This window comes from Streptomyces sp. NPDC006197, assembly GCF_040613865.1.
Taxonomy (GTDB): domain Bacteria; phylum Actinomycetota; class Actinomycetes; order Streptomycetales; family Streptomycetaceae; genus Streptomyces.
In genome coordinates, this window is record NZ_JBEXSZ010000111.1 from 1 (window position 1) to 17,076 (window position 17,076).

Annotated in this window: 14 protein-coding genes; 13 read left to right on the forward strand and 1 reads right to left on the reverse strand. The window is 71.5% G+C overall.

The annotated features are described in order from the left end of the window. The first annotated feature begins 282 nt into the window (after positions 1-282). The 7 genes from rplU (at position 283) to galE (ending at position 9,553) form a co-directional block, all read left to right on the forward strand. Positions 283-603, forward strand: coding sequence for a 50S ribosomal protein L21 (gene rplU, locus ABZ318_RS28315; protein WP_015033583.1), 321 nt, complete (start codon positions 283-285; stop codon positions 601-603). 13 nt (positions 604-616) lie between these two features. Beyond that, positions 617-871: a 50S ribosomal protein L27 gene (rpmA, locus tag ABZ318_RS28320; RefSeq protein WP_010041940.1), complete on the forward strand. Its 255-nt coding sequence runs from the start codon at positions 617-619 to the stop codon at positions 869-871. Between the two features lie 109 nt (positions 872-980). After that, a complete protein-coding gene (obgE, locus tag ABZ318_RS28325) occupies positions 981-2,420 on the forward strand; it encodes a GTPase ObgE (RefSeq protein WP_356905299.1) in 1,440 nt (479 codons plus the stop codon). A gap of 189 nt (positions 2,421-2,609) precedes the next feature. Beyond that, complete coding sequence (locus ABZ318_RS28330; RefSeq protein ID WP_356905300.1) at positions 2,610-4,247, forward strand: glycosyltransferase; 1,638 nt, start codon at positions 2,610-2,612, stop codon at positions 4,245-4,247. A gap of 209 nt (positions 4,248-4,456) precedes the next feature. Further along, positions 4,457-7,243: a CDP-glycerol glycerophosphotransferase family protein gene (locus tag ABZ318_RS28335; protein WP_356905301.1), complete on the forward strand. Its 2,787-nt coding sequence runs from the start codon at positions 4,457-4,459 to the stop codon at positions 7,241-7,243. Then, positions 7,236-8,390, forward strand: coding sequence for a glycosyltransferase (locus tag ABZ318_RS28340; protein ID WP_356905302.1), 1,155 nt, complete (start codon positions 7,236-7,238; stop codon positions 8,388-8,390). Before ABZ318_RS28335 ends, ABZ318_RS28340 begins: the two co-directional genes overlap by 8 nt. Positions 8,391-8,560: 170 nt before the next feature. Beyond that, complete coding sequence (galE, locus tag ABZ318_RS28345; protein WP_356905303.1) at positions 8,561-9,553, forward strand: UDP-glucose 4-epimerase GalE; 993 nt, start codon at positions 8,561-8,563, stop codon at positions 9,551-9,553. A gap of 131 nt (positions 9,554-9,684) precedes the next feature. Here galE and ABZ318_RS28350 read toward each other — a convergent pair whose 3' ends face one another. Then, a complete protein-coding gene (locus tag ABZ318_RS28350; RefSeq protein WP_356905304.1) occupies positions 9,685-11,325 on the reverse strand; it encodes a hypothetical protein in 1,641 nt (546 codons plus the stop codon). Positions 11,326-11,624: 299 nt separating this feature from the next. Between ABZ318_RS28350 and ABZ318_RS28355 the strand changes: the two genes are divergently transcribed. From ABZ318_RS28355 to ABZ318_RS28380, 6 genes are all read left to right on the forward strand, one after another. After that, positions 11,625-12,620, forward strand: a complete 996-nt coding sequence (locus ABZ318_RS28355; protein WP_356905305.1) for a glycosyltransferase family 2 protein — start codon at positions 11,625-11,627, stop codon at positions 12,618-12,620. Then, a complete protein-coding gene (locus ABZ318_RS28360) occupies positions 12,620-13,099 on the forward strand; it encodes a GtrA family protein (RefSeq protein ID WP_356905306.1) in 480 nt (159 codons plus the stop codon). The genes ABZ318_RS28355 and ABZ318_RS28360 overlap by 1 nt, the downstream gene beginning before the upstream one ends. 108 nt (positions 13,100-13,207) lie before the next feature. Continuing rightward, positions 13,208-14,311, forward strand: coding sequence for a glutamate 5-kinase (gene proB, locus ABZ318_RS28365; RefSeq protein ID WP_356905316.1), 1,104 nt, complete (start codon positions 13,208-13,210; stop codon positions 14,309-14,311). Between the two features lie 151 nt (positions 14,312-14,462). After that, a complete protein-coding gene (locus ABZ318_RS28370; protein ID WP_093876131.1) occupies positions 14,463-14,954 on the forward strand; it encodes a hypothetical protein in 492 nt (163 codons plus the stop codon). A 172-nt stretch (positions 14,955-15,126) separates the two neighbouring features. Then, positions 15,127-16,410: a glutamate-5-semialdehyde dehydrogenase gene (locus ABZ318_RS28375; RefSeq protein WP_356905307.1), complete on the forward strand. Its 1,284-nt coding sequence runs from the start codon at positions 15,127-15,129 to the stop codon at positions 16,408-16,410. Between the two features lie 76 nt (positions 16,411-16,486). Then, entirely contained in the window at positions 16,487-17,059 is a 573-nt protein-coding gene (locus tag ABZ318_RS28380) for a hypothetical protein (RefSeq protein ID WP_356905308.1), read from the forward strand. Positions 17,060-17,076 lie beyond the last annotated feature (17 nt).

Genomic DNA, 17,076 nt, shown 5'->3' on the forward strand with positions numbered 1-17,076 from the left:
AGCGCGCGACCCCGTCGCCGACCGGTGCGGCGGGGCACCTCCCTTCTCGGGAGTCCCCCGTCCGGGGGAGGCGGCCCGCACCGAACGGGCGAATTTGACCCTCCGAGGCAGCCGCCCGTAACCTAGACCGTCGGCGTGTCTGATGATGCGCCGCGCCTCTGAGCACCTCCCTCCCGCTCGTCGGGAGAGGCCGCTCGTCCGATTCCGGAACGCCGCGGGCCCCCGGGCCCGTGTGAGCGGCTGGCTTCAGAGGTTTCGATCCCGAGTGAGAGAGAGATCCGCGTGTACGCCATCGTGCGCAGCGGTGGTCGCCAGCACAAGGTTGCTGTCGGCGACATCGTTGAGGTTGACAAGATTTCCACCGCCAAGGTTGGCGACACGGTCGAGCTCTCGACCCTGCTCGTTGTCGACGGCGACGCCGTGACCAGCGACCCGTGGGTCCTGGCCGGCATCAAGGTCACGGCCGAGGTCGTGGACCACCACAAGGGCGCCAAGATCGACATCCTGCGCTACAAGAACAAGACCGGCTACCGCCGTCGCCAGGGTCACCGTCAGCAGTACACGGCGATCAAGGTCACCGGTATCCCCGCGGCTGCGAAGTAAGAGGGACTGAGACATGGCACACAAGAAGGGCGCATCGTCCACCCGGAACGGGCGCGACTCCAATGCCCAGCGGCTCGGCGTGAAGCGCTTCGGCGGTCAGGTCGTCAACGCGGGTGAGATCCTGGTCCGCCAGCGCGGCACCCACTTCCACCCGGGCGCGGGCGTCGGCCGTGGCGGCGACGACACGCTGTTCGCCCTGCAGGCCGGTTCGGTGCAGTTCGGCACCCACCGTGGCCGCAAGGTCGTGAACATCGTTCCGGTCGCCTGATCGGAACTCTTTGCGGAGGCGGACCTCACTTCCCGGAAGGGAAGAGGGTCCGCCTTTCGCGTGTTACTAGATAGACATTCCACCCGTAATTCTCTGGAGGCACAGAACCATGACCACCTTCGTGGACCGCGTCGAGCTGCACGTCGCCGCGGGTAACGGAGGCCACGGCTGCGCCTCCGTACACCGGGAGAAGTTCAAGCCGCTCGGCGGCCCCGACGGCGGCAACGGCGGCCGTGGCGGCGATGTGATCCTGGTCGTCGACCAGTCGGTCACCACCCTCCTCGAGTACCACCACTCCCCGCACCGCAAGGCCACCAACGGCCAGCCCGGCGCCGGCGACAACCGCTCCGGCAAGGACGGCCAGGACCTGGTCCTGACCGTGCCCGACGGCACCGTCGTCCTCGACAAGAAGGGCAACGTCCTCGCCGACCTGGTCGGCCAGGGCACCACCTTCATCGCCGGCCAGGGCGGTCGCGGCGGCCTCGGCAACGCCGCGCTGGCCTCGGCCCGCCGCAAGGCCCCCGGCTTCGCCCTCCTCGGCGAGCCCGGCGAGGCGCGGGACATCGTCCTGGAGCTCAAGACCGTCGCCGACGTGGCCCTCGTGGGCTACCCGAGCGCCGGCAAGTCCTCGCTCATCTCCGTCCTGTCGGCCGCCAAGCCGAAGATCGCGGACTACCCCTTCACCACGCTCGTCCCGAACCTCGGCGTGGTCACGGCCGGTTCGACCGTCTACACGATCGCCGACGTGCCGGGTCTGATCCCGGGCGCCAGCCAGGGCCGCGGCCTCGGCCTGGAGTTCCTCCGCCACGTGGAGCGCTGCTCGGTCCTCGTCCACGTCCTCGACACGGCGACGCTGGAGTCGGAGCGCGACCCGGTCACCGACCTCGACGTCATCGAGGAGGAGCTCAAGCAGTACGGCGGCCTGGAGGACCGGCCCCGGATCGTCGTCCTCAACAAGATCGACATCCCGGACGGCAAGGACCTCGCGGACATGATCCGCCCGGACCTGGAGGAGCGCGGCTACCAGGTCTTCGAGATCTCCGCCGTGGCCCGTACGGGTCTGAAGGAGCTCTCCTTCGCGCTCGCCGGCATCGTCGCCGAGGCGCGCGCGGCCAAGCCGAAGGAGGAGGCGACCCGGATCGTCATCCGCCCGAAGGCCGTCGACGACGCGGGCTTCACCGTCACGTACGACGAGCACGAAGAGGTCTACCGGGTGCGCGGCGAGAAGCCGGAGCGCTGGGTCCGCCAGACCGACTTCAACAACGACGAGGCCGTGGGCTACCTGGCCGACCGCCTCAACCGCCTCGGCGTCGAGGACGCGCTGATGAAGGCCGGTGCCCGCGCGGGCGACGGCGTCGCGATCGGTGCCGAGGACAACGCGGTCGTCTTCGACTGGGAGCCCACCATGATGGCGGGCGCCGAGATGCTCGGCCGCCGCGGTGAGGACCACCGTCTGGAGGCCCCGCGTCCGGCCGCGCAGCGCCGCCGTGACCGGGAGGCGGAGCGCGACGACGCGCAGCGCGAGTACGACGAGTTCGACCCGTTCTAGGGGAGTCCGGCCCGTTCCGGAGGGCGGGTCGGCACGGGGCCTCCCGGACCGGCCCGCCCCTCCACGGGCGCGGGCCGTCATCCGCCGGCGGTCATCGGCCGGGCATCCCCGGGCTGTCCGGCTGTCCGGCCGGTTCCGTTCGGGCTCCGGCCTCCCGGGGGCCGTCCGGGGGCCACGTAGGATTCACGGGTGAGTGAGACCCCCCGGCCGCAGGCCGCCGCGCGTGTCAGTGTCGTCGTCATCGCGTACAACGACGCGGCACACGTCGGCGACGCCGTCCGCTCCGCGCTCGCGCAGGGCGAGGCGGTCGGCGAGGTCGTCGTCGTCGACGACGCCTCCGGGGACACCACGCCCGAGGTCCTCGCCGGCTTCGCCGACGACCCGCGGGTGCGTCCGCTGATCCGGCGGGAGAACAGCGGCGGCTGCGGCACCCCCCGCAACGACGGCATCGACGCCGCCGTCCACCCGTACGTCCTGTTCCTCGACAGCGACGACCTGCTGCTGCCCGGCGCCGTCGACGGCCTGCTCGCCGTCGCCTCCGAGCAGCGCGCCGACGTCGTCGCGGGGATCTGCGTGCGGCGCGAGCTCCCCGACGGCCGCGAGACCGTCTGGGCGCCCTCGCTGTACGACGCGTCCCAGGGCGCCACGCTCCCGGGGACCGTCCTCGACGGCATCGAGAGGCACCCGGAGTTCGTCCTCGACACCCTCTCCGTCAACAAGCTCTACCGCCGGGACTTCCTCGACCGGCACGCCATCCGCTTCCCCGACGGCGCCTTCCACTACGAGGACTTCGTCTTCAGCGCCCGGGTGCAGGCCGCCGCCCCCCGGCTCGCCGTCACCGACGTGCCCGTGTACGTGTGGCACGTGCGGCGGCAGGCCGCGACCCTGTCGATCTCGCTGCGCCGCGCCTCCCTGGCCAACTGGGAGCACCGGATCGCCGCGCACGCCGCCGTCGTCGACGTCTTCCGCACGGCGGGACGGCCCGCGCTGGCCCGCGCCGCGCAGACGAAGTTCCTCGACTACGACCTCCCCATGTACCTGCGCGAGTTGCCGCAGCGGACCGCCGCCTACCGGGCCGACTGGTGGACCGTCACCCGCGCGCACCTGGCCGGCTTCGAGGCCGACGCAGTCGCCGGCGCCCAGGCGCCGGGCCGGTGGCTGCACGCCGGAGTCACCGCCCTCCCCGCCGTGCCCGAGGGACGGGAACTGAGCCGGTTCGTCGAGCTGTCCGCACCCCTGCCCCGGCTCGTGCCGCCGTACCCGCGCGCCGGGGACGGCGCGCCGGTCCTGTCCGCCGCGCCCGCCGACGTACCCCTGGAGGGTCTCGCGGAGCTCGCGCCCGCGCAGCTGCCCGTGGCCGTGGACGGTTCCGTGACCGTCGGCGCGTCGACCCGGCTGACCCTGACCGTCCACGATCTCTACGGGCGTGTCGCCGCACTGCGCCCCACCGCCGTCCGCGTGGCCTTCACCGAGCGGGTCTCGGCGGCCGAGCTGACGGCCGACGCGCCGCTGCTCCCCGCGGAGGAGAGCTGGACGGCCACCGTGTCGCTGCCGACCGCGAAGCTGCTCCGCGCGGGGCGGCTCGCCGCCTGGTCGCTCCGGGCCGAGCTGCGGTACGCGGACGGCTCGACCGGACAGGCCGAGGTCAGAGCCCCGCAGGGCTTCGCGGGCCGGCGCGGGATGGTCCTCGGGCGACTGGGCCGGGTGCTGCTCGTCCAGGTGGTTTCCTCGGCGCGGCGCGGGCTCGTCCTCCGTTTCGCGGGCGGCGCTGTCGGCGCACGTCAGGTGGTCTCGGGCCGTTTGAAGAGGCTGTTTGCGATGCGGTGAACATCACCGATGGCCCGGGAGAGCGGGTATGGAACAATTCCTCCCGCCAGGTAGTCTTTCCGGTCGCCGGGTGGCGCTCGTCGAACATGAGGGGGCGGCACCCTTCACCACTGAAGGCAGTAGCGCGCCATTGACCATGGCGCAGGCAGTGCCGCGCCTGGCCGGAACGCGTGCCAGACGTTGCCGCCCGCACTTGTGAGAGGACTTGGATGCCGACTAGCGACGTCCCTGATGTGAGCGTCGTCATCATCGTTTACAACGATGAGGAACGGCTCCCGCGAGCGGTCCGGTCCGTGCTCGACCAGACTCTGAACAACCTCGAAGTGATCATCGCCGACGACTGTTCGACCGATGGCACCGAGCGTGTCGCGCGTTCTCTGGAAGCTTCGGACCCGCGCGTGCGCTACGTGCGGCTGGAGCAGAACAGCGGCGGCTGCAGCGCGCCCCGCAACCGCGGCATCGCGGTCGCACGGGCCCCGCACGTCATGTTCCTGGACAGCGACGACGAACTGCCCCGCCACGCCTGCAAGAGCCTGCTCCTCGTCGCCGAGGAGACCGGGGTCGACTTCGTCACCGGTGAGGTGACCCGCCTCTTCGAGGAGTCGGACACCACCGGCCTCTGGTACCCGCACCTCTTCACCGAGAAGCGGGTCGTCAACGGCATCGCCGAGGCCCCCGAGTACTTCTTCGACCACCTGTCGACGAACAAGCTCTACCGGACCGCCTTCATCCGGGACAACGCCCTCACCTTCCCCGAGGGCATCCACTACGAGGACCAGCTGTTCTCCGCGCAGGCCTTCTCGCTCGCGGAGTCCTTCGCCGTCGTCCCGTGGTCGGTCTACACCTGGCGCCTCGCGCCGGAGAGCGTCTCCATCTCCTCCAGCCGGCACAAGATCCAGAACGTCGCGGACCGCATCGGCGTGGCCCGGCTCATCGACACCTGGTTCGAGGAGAACGGCCGCGGCGCGCTGCGGGCGGAGAAGGACTACAAGTTCCTCCGCCACGACTTCCGTCTGTACCTGGGCGACCTGCCGTTCCGTGACCTCGAATGGATCGCCGAGTTCGCCGACGTGGTGAACCCGTACCTGGACGAGATCTCCGACGACACCTACGCCCGGCTCTCCCGCGAGGAGCGCATCTGCATCCACCTGCTGCGCACCGGCCGCCTGGAGGACCTCCAGGTCGCCGCCCGCCAGCTGGGCCGGCCGCAGCTCGCCCCGCGCTTCGTGACGGAGGAGGGCGAGGCCACCTACTGGGGCGCCGTCGCCCCCGCCGACGACGCGAGCCGCAGCGAGCTGGACATCAGCGAGTGGTACATGCGCGAGCAGGTGCTCGCCACCGGCCGCCTCCGGCACGAACTGACCTCCGTGTCGATGCGGGGCCCGGTCCTGCACCTGGAGATCCGCACGTACGACCCGGCCGGTCTGATCACCGAGGACACCAAGGCCTCGATCAAGCTCGCCGCGCACAAGACGCCGCTCACGGTGCCGCTGACCCTCCGCCCGGAGGGCGAGGGGCAGTACGTCTCCAAGGCCGCGCTCGACTTCCGCAAGGTGCCCGTCGGCAAGGTCGGCGTGGCGACCCGCCGCCACCCGGTGGTCGCCCTGGAGCGCGACGGCGCCCGCCGCACGGACGTCCTGCTGGCCAAGTACGACCAGCCGGACTTCCGTGCCACCGTCACGTACCACAAGTTCGGCATCCACTACCTCCGCATCAAGGCGGAGCAGAAGGGTGCCGGACGCCTCGAGGTGACCTGGCAGCGGTCCGGCGTCCTGAAGTCCCTCGAACCCCTCGGCCCCTACGCCCGCAAGGCCAAGGGCAAGGTCGGCAAGGTCAGGGAGATCCTCGCCGGCAACGAGGGCAAGGCCACCGCGTACGACGCCGTGTCCAAGCTCCCGCGACGCAAGCGCGGCCTCGCCGTGTTCGAGGCGCTGGAGGGCCGCGGCTACGCGGACAGCCCGCGCTACATCTACGAGGAGCTCAAGCGCCGCAACCTCCCGATCGACGTGGTCTGGTCGTACTCCGGCGACCGCTCGTCCTTCCCGGAGGACGTCACCCTCGTCAGGCGCGGAAGCTTCGCCTACGGACGTGCGCTGGCCCGTGCCACCTACTGGGTCGACTCGCACAACCTGCCGTACCTGTACCCGAAGCCGAAGGGCACCCGGTACCTCCAGACCTGGCACGGCCAGACCTTCAAGGCGATGGGCTTCGACGTGCCCTCGCTGCGCAGCGCGTCGGAGATCGAGAAGGGGCGCTTCCGCGCCGCCGTCGGTCGCTGGGACGCCCTCGTCTGCCCGAGCGCCGAGTTCGAGCGGACCTTCGTCCCGGCCTTCGAGGTCTCGGCCGACCTGATCCGCTCCGGCTACCCGCGCAACGACGTGCTGGTGCGCTGGGCCGAGCCCGAGCAGCAGGCCAGGGCCGCCGCCGTCCGCGAGTCCCTGAACATCCCGGCCGACAAGAAGGTCCTGCTCTACGCCCCGACGTTCCGTGACGCGGCCCGCCGCACCGGACAGTCGGTGCGGGTGGACCTGGAGGCGCTGGCCCCGCACCTGTCCGACCAGTGGATCGTCGTCGTGCGGACCCACCCGTACGACCGGTTCAAGATCGCTCCGGAGCTGGGTCACTTCCTGCGCGACGGCTCCTCCTACGCCGACATCAACGACGTGATGCTGGCCTCGGACGCGGTCCTCACGGACTACTCGTCGCTGATGTTCGACTACGCCAACACCGGGCGTCCGATCCTGCTCTACACGGACGACTACGAGGTGTACAAGGGTGGCGACCGCGGCACGTACTACGACCTCGAAGAGATCGCGCCCGGCCCGATGCTGACGACCACCGAGGACCTCGCCGCCGCCGTGCGGGACCTGGAGGGCACCCAGGAGCGCCACGCCGAGCGGTACGCGCGCTTCCAGGAAATGTTCTGCTCGTACGAGACCGGCCACGCCAGCAAGATGGTGGTCGATGCTTTTTTCGAAGGCGGCACCCATGACTGAGGCCTCCCCTGTCCGCAACGTGTTCTTCGTCGGTATCGACGTCGACTCGATGGGTGGATCCCAGCGGGTGCTGCACACCCTCGCCCAGGGCATGGGGGAGCGCGGTCACCGCGTCGAGCTGATCGGCATCCGGCCGAGCCCCGAGCCGTTCCCGTACAACGCCACGCGCGCGTACCGGCACTCGACGCTCTACTCGGCCCCCTCCGAGCCCAAGCCGCCCGTGCGCACGGTCGGCGACCGGATCAGCCTGGCGCGGCGCGCCGACGCCCGCCGTGCCCGGGCCGACCGCGACAAGGCGCGGGCGGATTTCGAGCGGAAGCTGGCCGAGGTCGAGGACGGCTACATCGTCTTCGGCTCGCCGTGGGCGGTCGACTGGGTCATGCCGCTGAAGTGGCGTCACCTCAAGGGCATCGGGCAGTACCACGAGTCCTTCGCGCAGGCGAAGCGGAGCGCCAACCTGGGCCTGATCCGCCGTCACTACCCGGCGCTCGAGCAGACCCTGGTGCTTTCCGAGGGCGACGCGGTCGAGTTCGTCAACCAGCGCGTGCCGAACGTGCGCGTCATGCCGAACCCGCTGCCGTTCTTCCCGGACGAGCTGGCCCCGCTCGACACCCGCAAGATCGGCGCGGTCGGCCGGCTCGACCCGATCAAGCGGTACGACCGCATGATCGAGGCCTTCGCGCAGGCCCACAAGGGCCGCGACGGCTGGGAGCTGCACCTCTTCGGTGAGGGCCCGCTGGAGGGCGAGCTCCGGATGCGGGCCGAGGACCTCGGCGTCGCCGACCAGGTCGTCTTCCGCGGCACGGCGCAGGACATGGCCGCCGCCTACCGCGAGCTGTCCGTCGTCGCGATCAGCAGTGAGCGCGAGGGCCGGCCGATGGCGCTGGCCGAGGCCGCCGCCTGCGGCGTGCCGTGCGTGAGCTTCGACGTCTCCGGCGGAGTCCGGGAGCTCGTCGCGGACGGCGTCTCGGGCACCCTGGTGCCGCCGGCCGACGTGCCGGGGCTCGCCGCCGCGCTCGGTGAACTGATGGACGACGACGCGATGCGCCTGCGGTACGGCAGGGCCGGCCGCGAGCACGTCGCGCACCTGGCGCTGCCGCACGTCCTCGACCAGTGGGAGGCGGCGTTCGAGGAGATCGAGCGCTAGGACCCGCCCGACCATTCCCGTCGGTTCCGGTGGACCAGGGTCGGCCAGGCCCTGGACCCGCGGAACGCCGGAAGCCCCGTCCGACCCTGTGTCCGGGCGGGGCTTCCGGCGTGTCCGGGGCCACTTCGGGAGCCTCCGGGAGGCCCGGAGGCTGTGGCTACACTGTCGGAATGACCTGGCTCATCACCGGCGGTGCCGGTTACATCGGTTCCCACGTCGTCAAAGCAATGACCGAGGGCGGCGAGCGCGTCGTCGTGGTCGACGACCTCAGCACCGGCAACCCGGCGCGGGTCCCCGAGGGCATCGTCCTGGAGCAGGGCACGGTCCTGGACCGCGCGTTCCTCGACCGGGTGCTGCGCGAGCACCGGATCACGGGCATCGTCCACCTGGCCGGCAAGAAGCAGGTCGGCGAGTCGGTCGAGAAGCCGCTGTTCTACTACCACGAGAACGTGACGGGTCTGCAGACGATCCTCGACGCGGCGGCCTCGGCCGGTGTGAAGAGCTTCCTCTTCTCCTCCTCCGCCTCCGTCTACGGCATGCCCGACGTGGACCTCGTCACCGAGGACACCGCGTGCCTGCCGCTCAGCCCGTACGGCGAGACGAAGCTCGTCGGCGAGTGGATGGCCCGCGCCGTCGGTCAGGCCCACGGCCTGTCCACGGCCTGCCTGCGGTACTTCAACGTGGCGGGCGCGGCGGCCCCGGAGCTCGCCGACACCGGCGTCTTCAACCTGGTGCCGATGGTCTTCGAGCGCCTCGACGCCGGCGAGTCCCCGCGCATCTTCGGCGACGACTACCCGACGCCGGACGGCACCTGCATCCGTGACTACATCCACGTCGCCGACATCGCGGACGCGCACCTGGCCGCGGCCCGCGCGCTCGCCGCGGCGGGCGAGCGCGGCGAGACGGCCACGCTGACCCTGAACATCGGGCGCGGCGAGGGCGTGTCGGTGCGCGAGATGGTGAACCTCATCAACGAGATCACCGGTCACAGCGTCGAGCCCGTCGTCACCCCGCGCCGCCCGGGCGACCCGGCCCGCGTGGTCGCCTCGGCCGAGCGCATCGAGTCGGAGCTCGGCTGGAAGGCGCAGCACGACGTCCGCTCCATGATCAGCTCCGCCTGGGAGGGCTGGGGCGCCAACCGCGCGGTCCGCGCGACCGTCTGACACCGGCGTTTCACACAGGAGGGGTGCCCCGGCCCGGGGCGCCCCTCCTGCGCGTTCCCGGACTTTCCCTCCGGGAGGCATGCCGGGGCGGGGCCGGGCGGGGCGGGGCGGGGCCGGGTTGGGGCCCGGCCTCAGGGCCGGTGGATGCGGTTCACGCCGTAGTACGTGGCCGTGCACTGCGCTGCCCAGTCCCGCTCGTACGAGGGTGCGAAGAGGGGTTCGGTGAGGCCGCCGATGAGGAGCGGCCTGTACGCGACCTCACGGGCACCCGCCGCCACCTCGCCCTGGATACGGGCGTTCTGACGGTCCCAGGCGACAGCGCGCACCACCGTGCTCGTGGTCAGCGCGTGCACCGGCTGCACCAGGGCGGCCGTGCTGCCGACGGCGACCGTGCCGAGCACCACGAGGGCGGCGGAGCGTCCGGCGGGGCGCAGGGGCGCCGACAGGCGCCGCCCCAGGAGCAGGCCGCCCCACACCCCGTACGCGCAGAGGACGATCAGCAGCGGAAGCAGGAAGCTCGTCCAGGTGCGGCCGTAGGTCCAGCCGGTGTCCCCGTAGCCGCTGCGCAGCCCGAAGACGACGCCCAGCGAGGCGAGGCCGATCAGCGGCAGCGGCAGGAGCACCGCCACGCGGAACAGCACGCGCGGGAGAAGTGCCGGGGCGTCCCGGCGGGCGCCGCCGCTCTCCTGCCGGGCGGCGAGGGCCAGGCCGAGCAGCGCGCCGACGGCGAGGGCGCCCAGATACGCCCACTGGCCGCCGATCGTCTGCCAGAGGCGCCACCAGTCGTGGAAGGTCTCTCCGACGGTCGCGGCCGACAGCGGCTCCGACGGGTGCTGGGCCCGCCGCCAGCGCGCTCCGGGCGAGGTGTAGAGAAGGACGAGGCCGGTGAGGAGCCCGAGGCAGGCCGCCGCGCACCAGGTGGACGCGTACCGGCCCCGGGTCCAGCCGAACCGGGGCAGACAGAGGACACCCACGGTGGCCGAAAACAACCCGGCCACCAGAGTGAACGGTTCGCTCAGCATGCCGAGTGCCACCCCGATCAGGAGCGTCACCCCCACGGCCGCGGCCCTGGCCCACCGCACGCCGCTGCGCGCGGCGCGGACCGCGCCGAGCACGGTCCAGATGCCGATCACGCTCGGCAGGGTGTGGGAGATCGTCGCCGGTGCCCAGAGCAGTACCTGGTACGAGCGGGTGCCGGCGAAGAACAGCAGCGCGGTGACGAGCGCCGTCGCGGCCACGAGCGGCACGGTGGGCGGGGCGGCGGGCCGTGCGGGGGCCGACGTGGTGGGCCCGGCGTCCGCGTGTGCCGCCCGGTGCAGTGAGCGCAGGGCGGTGCGGGCGAGGAGGAACAGCCCCGTGCCCAGGGTGAGGACCAGGAAGGCGGGCAGCAGCTTCGGGCCCCGCATGTCGTCGGAGTAGAGGAGGCCGGTGAGGAAGGCGTTGGTGACGCGCCCGTTCTGGGTGCGGTAGAAGTCCGAGGTGATCCCCAGGACCCCCATGTCGCGGGCCTTCCACAGGGCGCACCAGTCGTCCGACGTGGGACGTACGTAGGCGCCGAGGAAGGCGCCGACCGAGAGCAGCACTCCGGCCCCGGCGGCGATGACGAGCGCGATCCAGGGCAGTACCTGCCGCAGACCCTCCCGGCGCCCGGCGGCGTCGCCCGTCTCCTCGGTGCCGCCGCCGGTGTCCTGTACGTCGTCCCCGTCGTTGCCGTTCTGCTCGTCGTTCGGCATCCGCGCGTCACCGGGCTCCGAGATGGTGGTTCTGCTCAACGGTCATCGCTCCAGCCGGCCAAGGTCCGTGGCATGTCGCCCCCATGAGTGACGAACGGGCGAAAATGCCACGACCAGTATCTTCCCCACATGCTTTGCGTCATGGACGACATGATGCTTTGCTTCATGGACGGTATGCCGACCAGGGGCGGTCACTCGGACGCCGCCGGGCGGTCACCGCCCCGCCGTACCGTGGCCGCGCTGCTCGAAGGAGAGTCCGGCGGCGGTCGTTCCAGTCGTTCCAGTCCTTCCAGTCCATCAGGACGTACTCTCGCTCATCCCTCCGGAGTGACCGTTCCATGACCAGGCTTTCTGTCGTCGTCCCCTGCTTCAACGAGGAGGACGTCATCGAGCGCTTCGACACGCGGATGCGACAGGTGCTCGACGCACTCCCGGTCGGATACGAGATCTGCTACGTCGACGACGGAAGCTCCGACGGAACGCTGGGCAAGCTGCGCGAGATCGCCGCCCGCCACCCGCAGCACACCCAGTACGCCTCCTTCAGCCGCAACTTCGGCAAGGAGGCCGCCATGCTCGCCGGCCTGCGCAAATCCACCGGTGACGCCGTCGTCATCATGGACGCCGACCTCCAGCACCCGCCCGAGCTGCTCGGACGCATGCTCGACCTCTACCACCAGGGCCACGACCAGGTGATGGCGCGGCGCACCCGCGAGGGCGACAAGAAGGTCCGCACGGCACTCAGTCGTGTGTACTACCGGGCCGTGAACCGTTGGGTGGACGTCGAACTCACGGACGGCGTAGGCGACTTCCGTCTGCTCTCCCGGCCCGCCGTCGACGCCCTGCTGTCGCTGCCCGAGTACAACCGCTTCTCCAAGGGCCTCTTCTCCTGGATCGGCTTCGACACCGTCACCTTCGACTACCGGAACGCCGCGCGCGAGGGCGGCGAGACGAAGTGGAAGTTCAGTTCCCTGCTCAACTACGGCATGGACGGGCTGATCTCCTTCAACAACCGTCCGCTGCGCATCGCCCTCTGGCTCGGCATGATGCTCACCGGCCTCGCCGTCCTCTACGCCGTCTGGGTGACCGTCGCCGCGATCACCCAGGGCGTCACCGCCCCCGGATACGTCACCCTGGTCGCGATCATCGTGGGACTCGGGGGCGTGCAGATGGTGATGCTGGGACTGATCGGCGAGTACATCGGCCGCATCTACTACGAGACGAAGCGCCGGCCGCACTTCCTCGTGAAGGAGACCCACCGCTCCTTCGGCCGCGCCGCCGCCGAGCGTGCCGCCGCCGAACAGGTCCGTGTCGTGACCACCGAGCGGGAGCACTGATGGAGCCGACGCGCCCCGGCGGCGTGCGGGACGCACGACGGGCCCGGCTCGCGGAGATCTTCCGCTTCGCACTGGTCGGCGGCGTCAACACCGGTACCTTCTTCGGCTGTTACCTGCTCCTGCATCCCTGGATGCCGTACTTCGCCGCGTACTCCCTCGCCTTCCTCCTCAGCATGATCGGCTCCTTCTTCCTCAACACCTACTTCACCTACCGCACCCGGCCGACATGGAAGAAGTTCGCCCTCTTCCCGCTCACCAACGTCACCAACTACCTCGTCCAGAGCGTCGGTCTCTACGCCCTCGTCACCTGGGCCGGAATGGACGACAGGATCGCGCCACTCGTCGCGGCCGTCGTCGCGATCCCGTTCACCTACCTGATCTCCCAGCGGATCCTGGTGCCCCGCGGCACCGGCCGATCCGCCGCCGACCCCGGTCCAGGGAGCGAAACGGACGAGCGGCAGACCTCCCGGCTCGCGTAGATTGCCTGGCAGCCGCGGCGGGGAGCGCGCGGCGCGTGGGACAGCCGAGTGAGGACGACGCAGGTGGCGACGCAGGTGACGGGACAGACGGACGTGGCAAGGCAGTACGTGACGGAGGCCCGCAGGATCGTCGTCAAGGTCGGCTCCTCCTCGCTCACCACCGCCTCCGGAGGCCTCGACGCCGACCGCGTCGACGCCCTCGTCGACGTCCTCGCCAAGGTCCGCAGCGGCGGCGAGAAGGAGATCGTCCTCGTCTCCTCCGGAGCCATCGCCGCGGGACTCGCACCGCTCGGCCTCACCCGCCGCCCCAAGGACCTCGCCCGCCAGCAGGCCGCCGCCAGCGTCGGCCAGGGCCTCCTCGTCGCCCGCTACACCGCCTCCTTCGCCCGCTACGGCGTCCGCGTCGGCCAGGTCCTCCTCACCACCGACGACACCAGCCGGCGCGCCCACTACCGCAACGCGTACCGGACCCTGGACCAGCTCCTCGCCATGGGCGCGCTGCCCGTCGTCAACGAGAACGACACCGTCGCCACGGACGAGATCCGCTTCGGTGACAACGACCGGCTCGCCGCCCTCGTCGCCCACCTCGTCCGCGCCGACCTGCTCGTGCTGCTCTCCGACGTCGACGGGCTGTACGACGGCGACCCCTCCAAGCCCGGCACCTCGCGGATCGCGCAGGTCACCGGCCCCTCGGACATCGCCCACGTCGAGATCGGCTCGGCCGGCAAGGCGGGCGTCGGCACGGGCGGCATGGTCACCAAGGTCGAGGCCGCCCGGATCGCCGCCGCCGCCGGCATCCCGGTGGTCCTCACCTCCGCGAGCCGCGCCGCCGACGCCCTCGCCGGACGGGACACCGGCACGTACTTCCACCGCACCGGCCGCCGCTCCGCCGACCGGCTGCTCTGGCTCGCCCACGCCTCCACCCCGCAGGGCTCCCTCAGCCTCGACGACGGAGCCGTACGGGCCGTCGTCGAAGGCAAGAAGTCCCTGCTCGCGGCCGGTGTCGCGGCCGTCGAAGGCGACTTCGTGGCCGGCGACCCCGTCGAGCTCCGCGACGCCGCCGGCCGGGCCGTCGCCCGCGGCCTCGTCAACTTCGACGCCAAGGAGCTGCCCCGGATGCTCGGCCGCTCCACCCACGAACTCGCCAAGGACCTCGGACCCGAGTACGAACGCGAGGTCGTCCACCGCGACGACCTCGTCGTCATCCGCTGACGGGGCCGACGCCGAAACGGCTGAAAGTCTGGCCATCCGGAAGGGACGTTCACCAAAACCGCCCCAAGTACCGCCTCGGACTGGTCAACTTTGTCTCGGGGGTAAGACAAGGCGGGGTACAGCACCACACGCATCACACAGGAGGCCGCCGGTGAGACGAGCGCGCCCAGGGGCACCGCCCCGCGGGACTGCCGAACGCGCCCTGACCAGTGTCGAGGCCGGAGCCGACTTCGACGAGGCACGGCACAGGTCCACGGACAGGAAGACCGAGACCACCACCGAGACACGTGAGGAACGGCCGGTGTCCAAGCTCTGGCACATCACTCTCAGTGTGTCGGGCGTGGAGTCACCGCTGAAGGAGGTGCGCCGCGGGCTCGAACAGCTGGCCCACGACCACCCCTTCCTGCTGACCAGCCGCTACGCCAACGACCACGCCGAGATCCGGTACTGGGAAGAGGCCCGCGACCTGCACGACGCGGCGGCCGTCGCCCTGCGCCTGTGGGGCGAGCACCGGCAGACCGCCAAACTGCCGCCCTGGGAGATCGTGGGGCTCGAGGTCATCGACCGCGAGACCTACCACCAGCGGATCGCGGAGGGCTACGGCCCGCCGCCCGCCGCCCCGGTCGGCGTCCACCCCTACTGACGGGCGGAACCCCACCGACGGGCGAAACCCCGCCGACGGGCGAAACCCCGCCGACGGGCGGACCTCCGCCGACGGGCGGAGACGCGCCATCGAGGTGGGGACACGTCTCGGAGTGCGGGATAAGGGCGCAATACGTGAGGGATGTCCGCAGCGGTGCCAGTACCCTGCGGACATGACCTCGCTCACGCCCCTCGACAACCTCTCCCCGGTCACCCGGGCCGCCTACCGGGCCCGTGGCGCCGCCGCCGAAATCGCGCCACTCCCGCGCGCGGCCAAGGACGACGCGCTCCTCGCGATCGCGGACGCCCTCGAAGTCCGCACCGCCGAGATCGTCGAAGCCAACGCCGTGGACATCGCCAAGGCCCGCGAAGCCGGGACCAGCGAGGCCATCATCGACCGTCTGACCCTCACCCCGGAGCGCGTCCGGGCCATCGCCGCCGACGTCCGTGACGTCGCCGCGCTGCCCGACCCCGTCGGCGAGGTCGTCCGCGGCTCGACCCTCCCCAACGGCATCGACCTCCGCCAGATCCGCGTCCCGCTCGGCGTCGTCGGCATCATCTACGAGGCCCGCCCCAACGTCACCGTTGACGCCGCCGCCCTCTGCCTCAAGTCCGGCAACGCCGTCCTGCTCCGCGGCTCCTCCTCCGCGTACGCCTCCAACACCGCCCTGGTGACCGTCCTGCGCGACGCCATCGGCGGCGCCGGACTCCCCGCCGACGCGATCCAGCTCGTCCCCGGCGAGTCCCGCGAGTCGGTCCGCGAGCTGATGCGCGCCCGCGGCCTCGTCGACGTCCTCATCCCGCGCGGCGGAGCCTCCCTCATCCGCACCGTCGTCGAGGAGTCCACCGTCCCGGTCATCGAGACCGGCACCGGAAACTGCCACGTCTACGTCGACGCCCAGACCGACCTCGACATGGCCGTGGACATCCTGATCAACTCCAAGGCCCAGCGGGTCAGCGTCTGCAACGCCGCCGAGACCCTCCTCGTCCACCAGGACGTCGCCGAGGTCTTCGTGCCCAAGGCCCTCGTCGCTCTCGCCGAGGCCGGCGTCACCGTCCACGCCGACGAGCGGTTCCTCGCCCTCGCCGAGGGCGCCAAGGCCACCGTCGTCCCGGCCACGCCCGAGGACTGGGAGGCCGAGTACCTCTCGTACGACATCGCCGCCGCCGTCGTCGACTCCCTCGACAAGGCCGTCGAGCACATCCGGATGTGGTCCTCCGGCCACACCGAGGCCATCGTCACCACCTCGCAGGCCGCGGCCCGCCGCTTCACCCAGCTGGTCGACTCCACCACGGTCGCCGTGAACGCCTCCACCCGCTTCACGGACGGCGGCCAGTTCGGCTTCGGCGCCGAGATCGGCATCTCCACCCAGAAGCTGCACGCCCGGGGCCCCATGGGCCTTCCGGAGCTGACCTCGACCAAGTACATCGTCACGGGCGACGGTCACGTGCGGTAACACCTCCCTTCGGTACGGGCGGGGAGGGTTCGCGCTCTCCCTGCCCAAAAGCCCCTTCCGGGTCTACTCTGAATCCGTGCCGGACGACGTGGGGGACAAGCCGTTCCAGGACGGCGGAGACCCCGAGGACGCTGTCGACCGCGGAGGCGCCGACGAGGTCTGGGCCGACGTGGTCTTCGACGAGGCCTTCGTCAGGTCCGCCACCATCCACGAGCCCAGCGCGGTCGAGCGGCTCCTCGCCGCCGCCCAGGCCCGTGCCGAGGCCGAGGCGGCCCGCGCCCGCGCCGGCGGCGGATCCGCCGAGGACGACCTCTACGAGGACGGCCACGACCCCGTCGGCCTCACCTACGAGCCCGACGACATCGGCGACGACGCCAGCCCCTACGGCCGCCACGGCGGGGCCCTGCGCCCCTACCGGGGCCGCGCCCGCTGGCTCCGGCCCGTCGCCTGGGTCCTCGCCCTCGTCATGGGCGTCGGCATGGTCGCCCTCGCCTTCAGCGCCGTCTACCGGGGCGCCGCCGCCAACCGCGAGGACCAGGTCCCGCCGCCGGCCACCACCGGCGTCGACACGCCCAACCCGAACCCGGCCCCGCCCGCTGCCCAGGCCCCCGCCTCCGCTCCCGCGGCCCGATCGGCCTCAGCCCGCTAGGCATCCTGCGGCCCCGG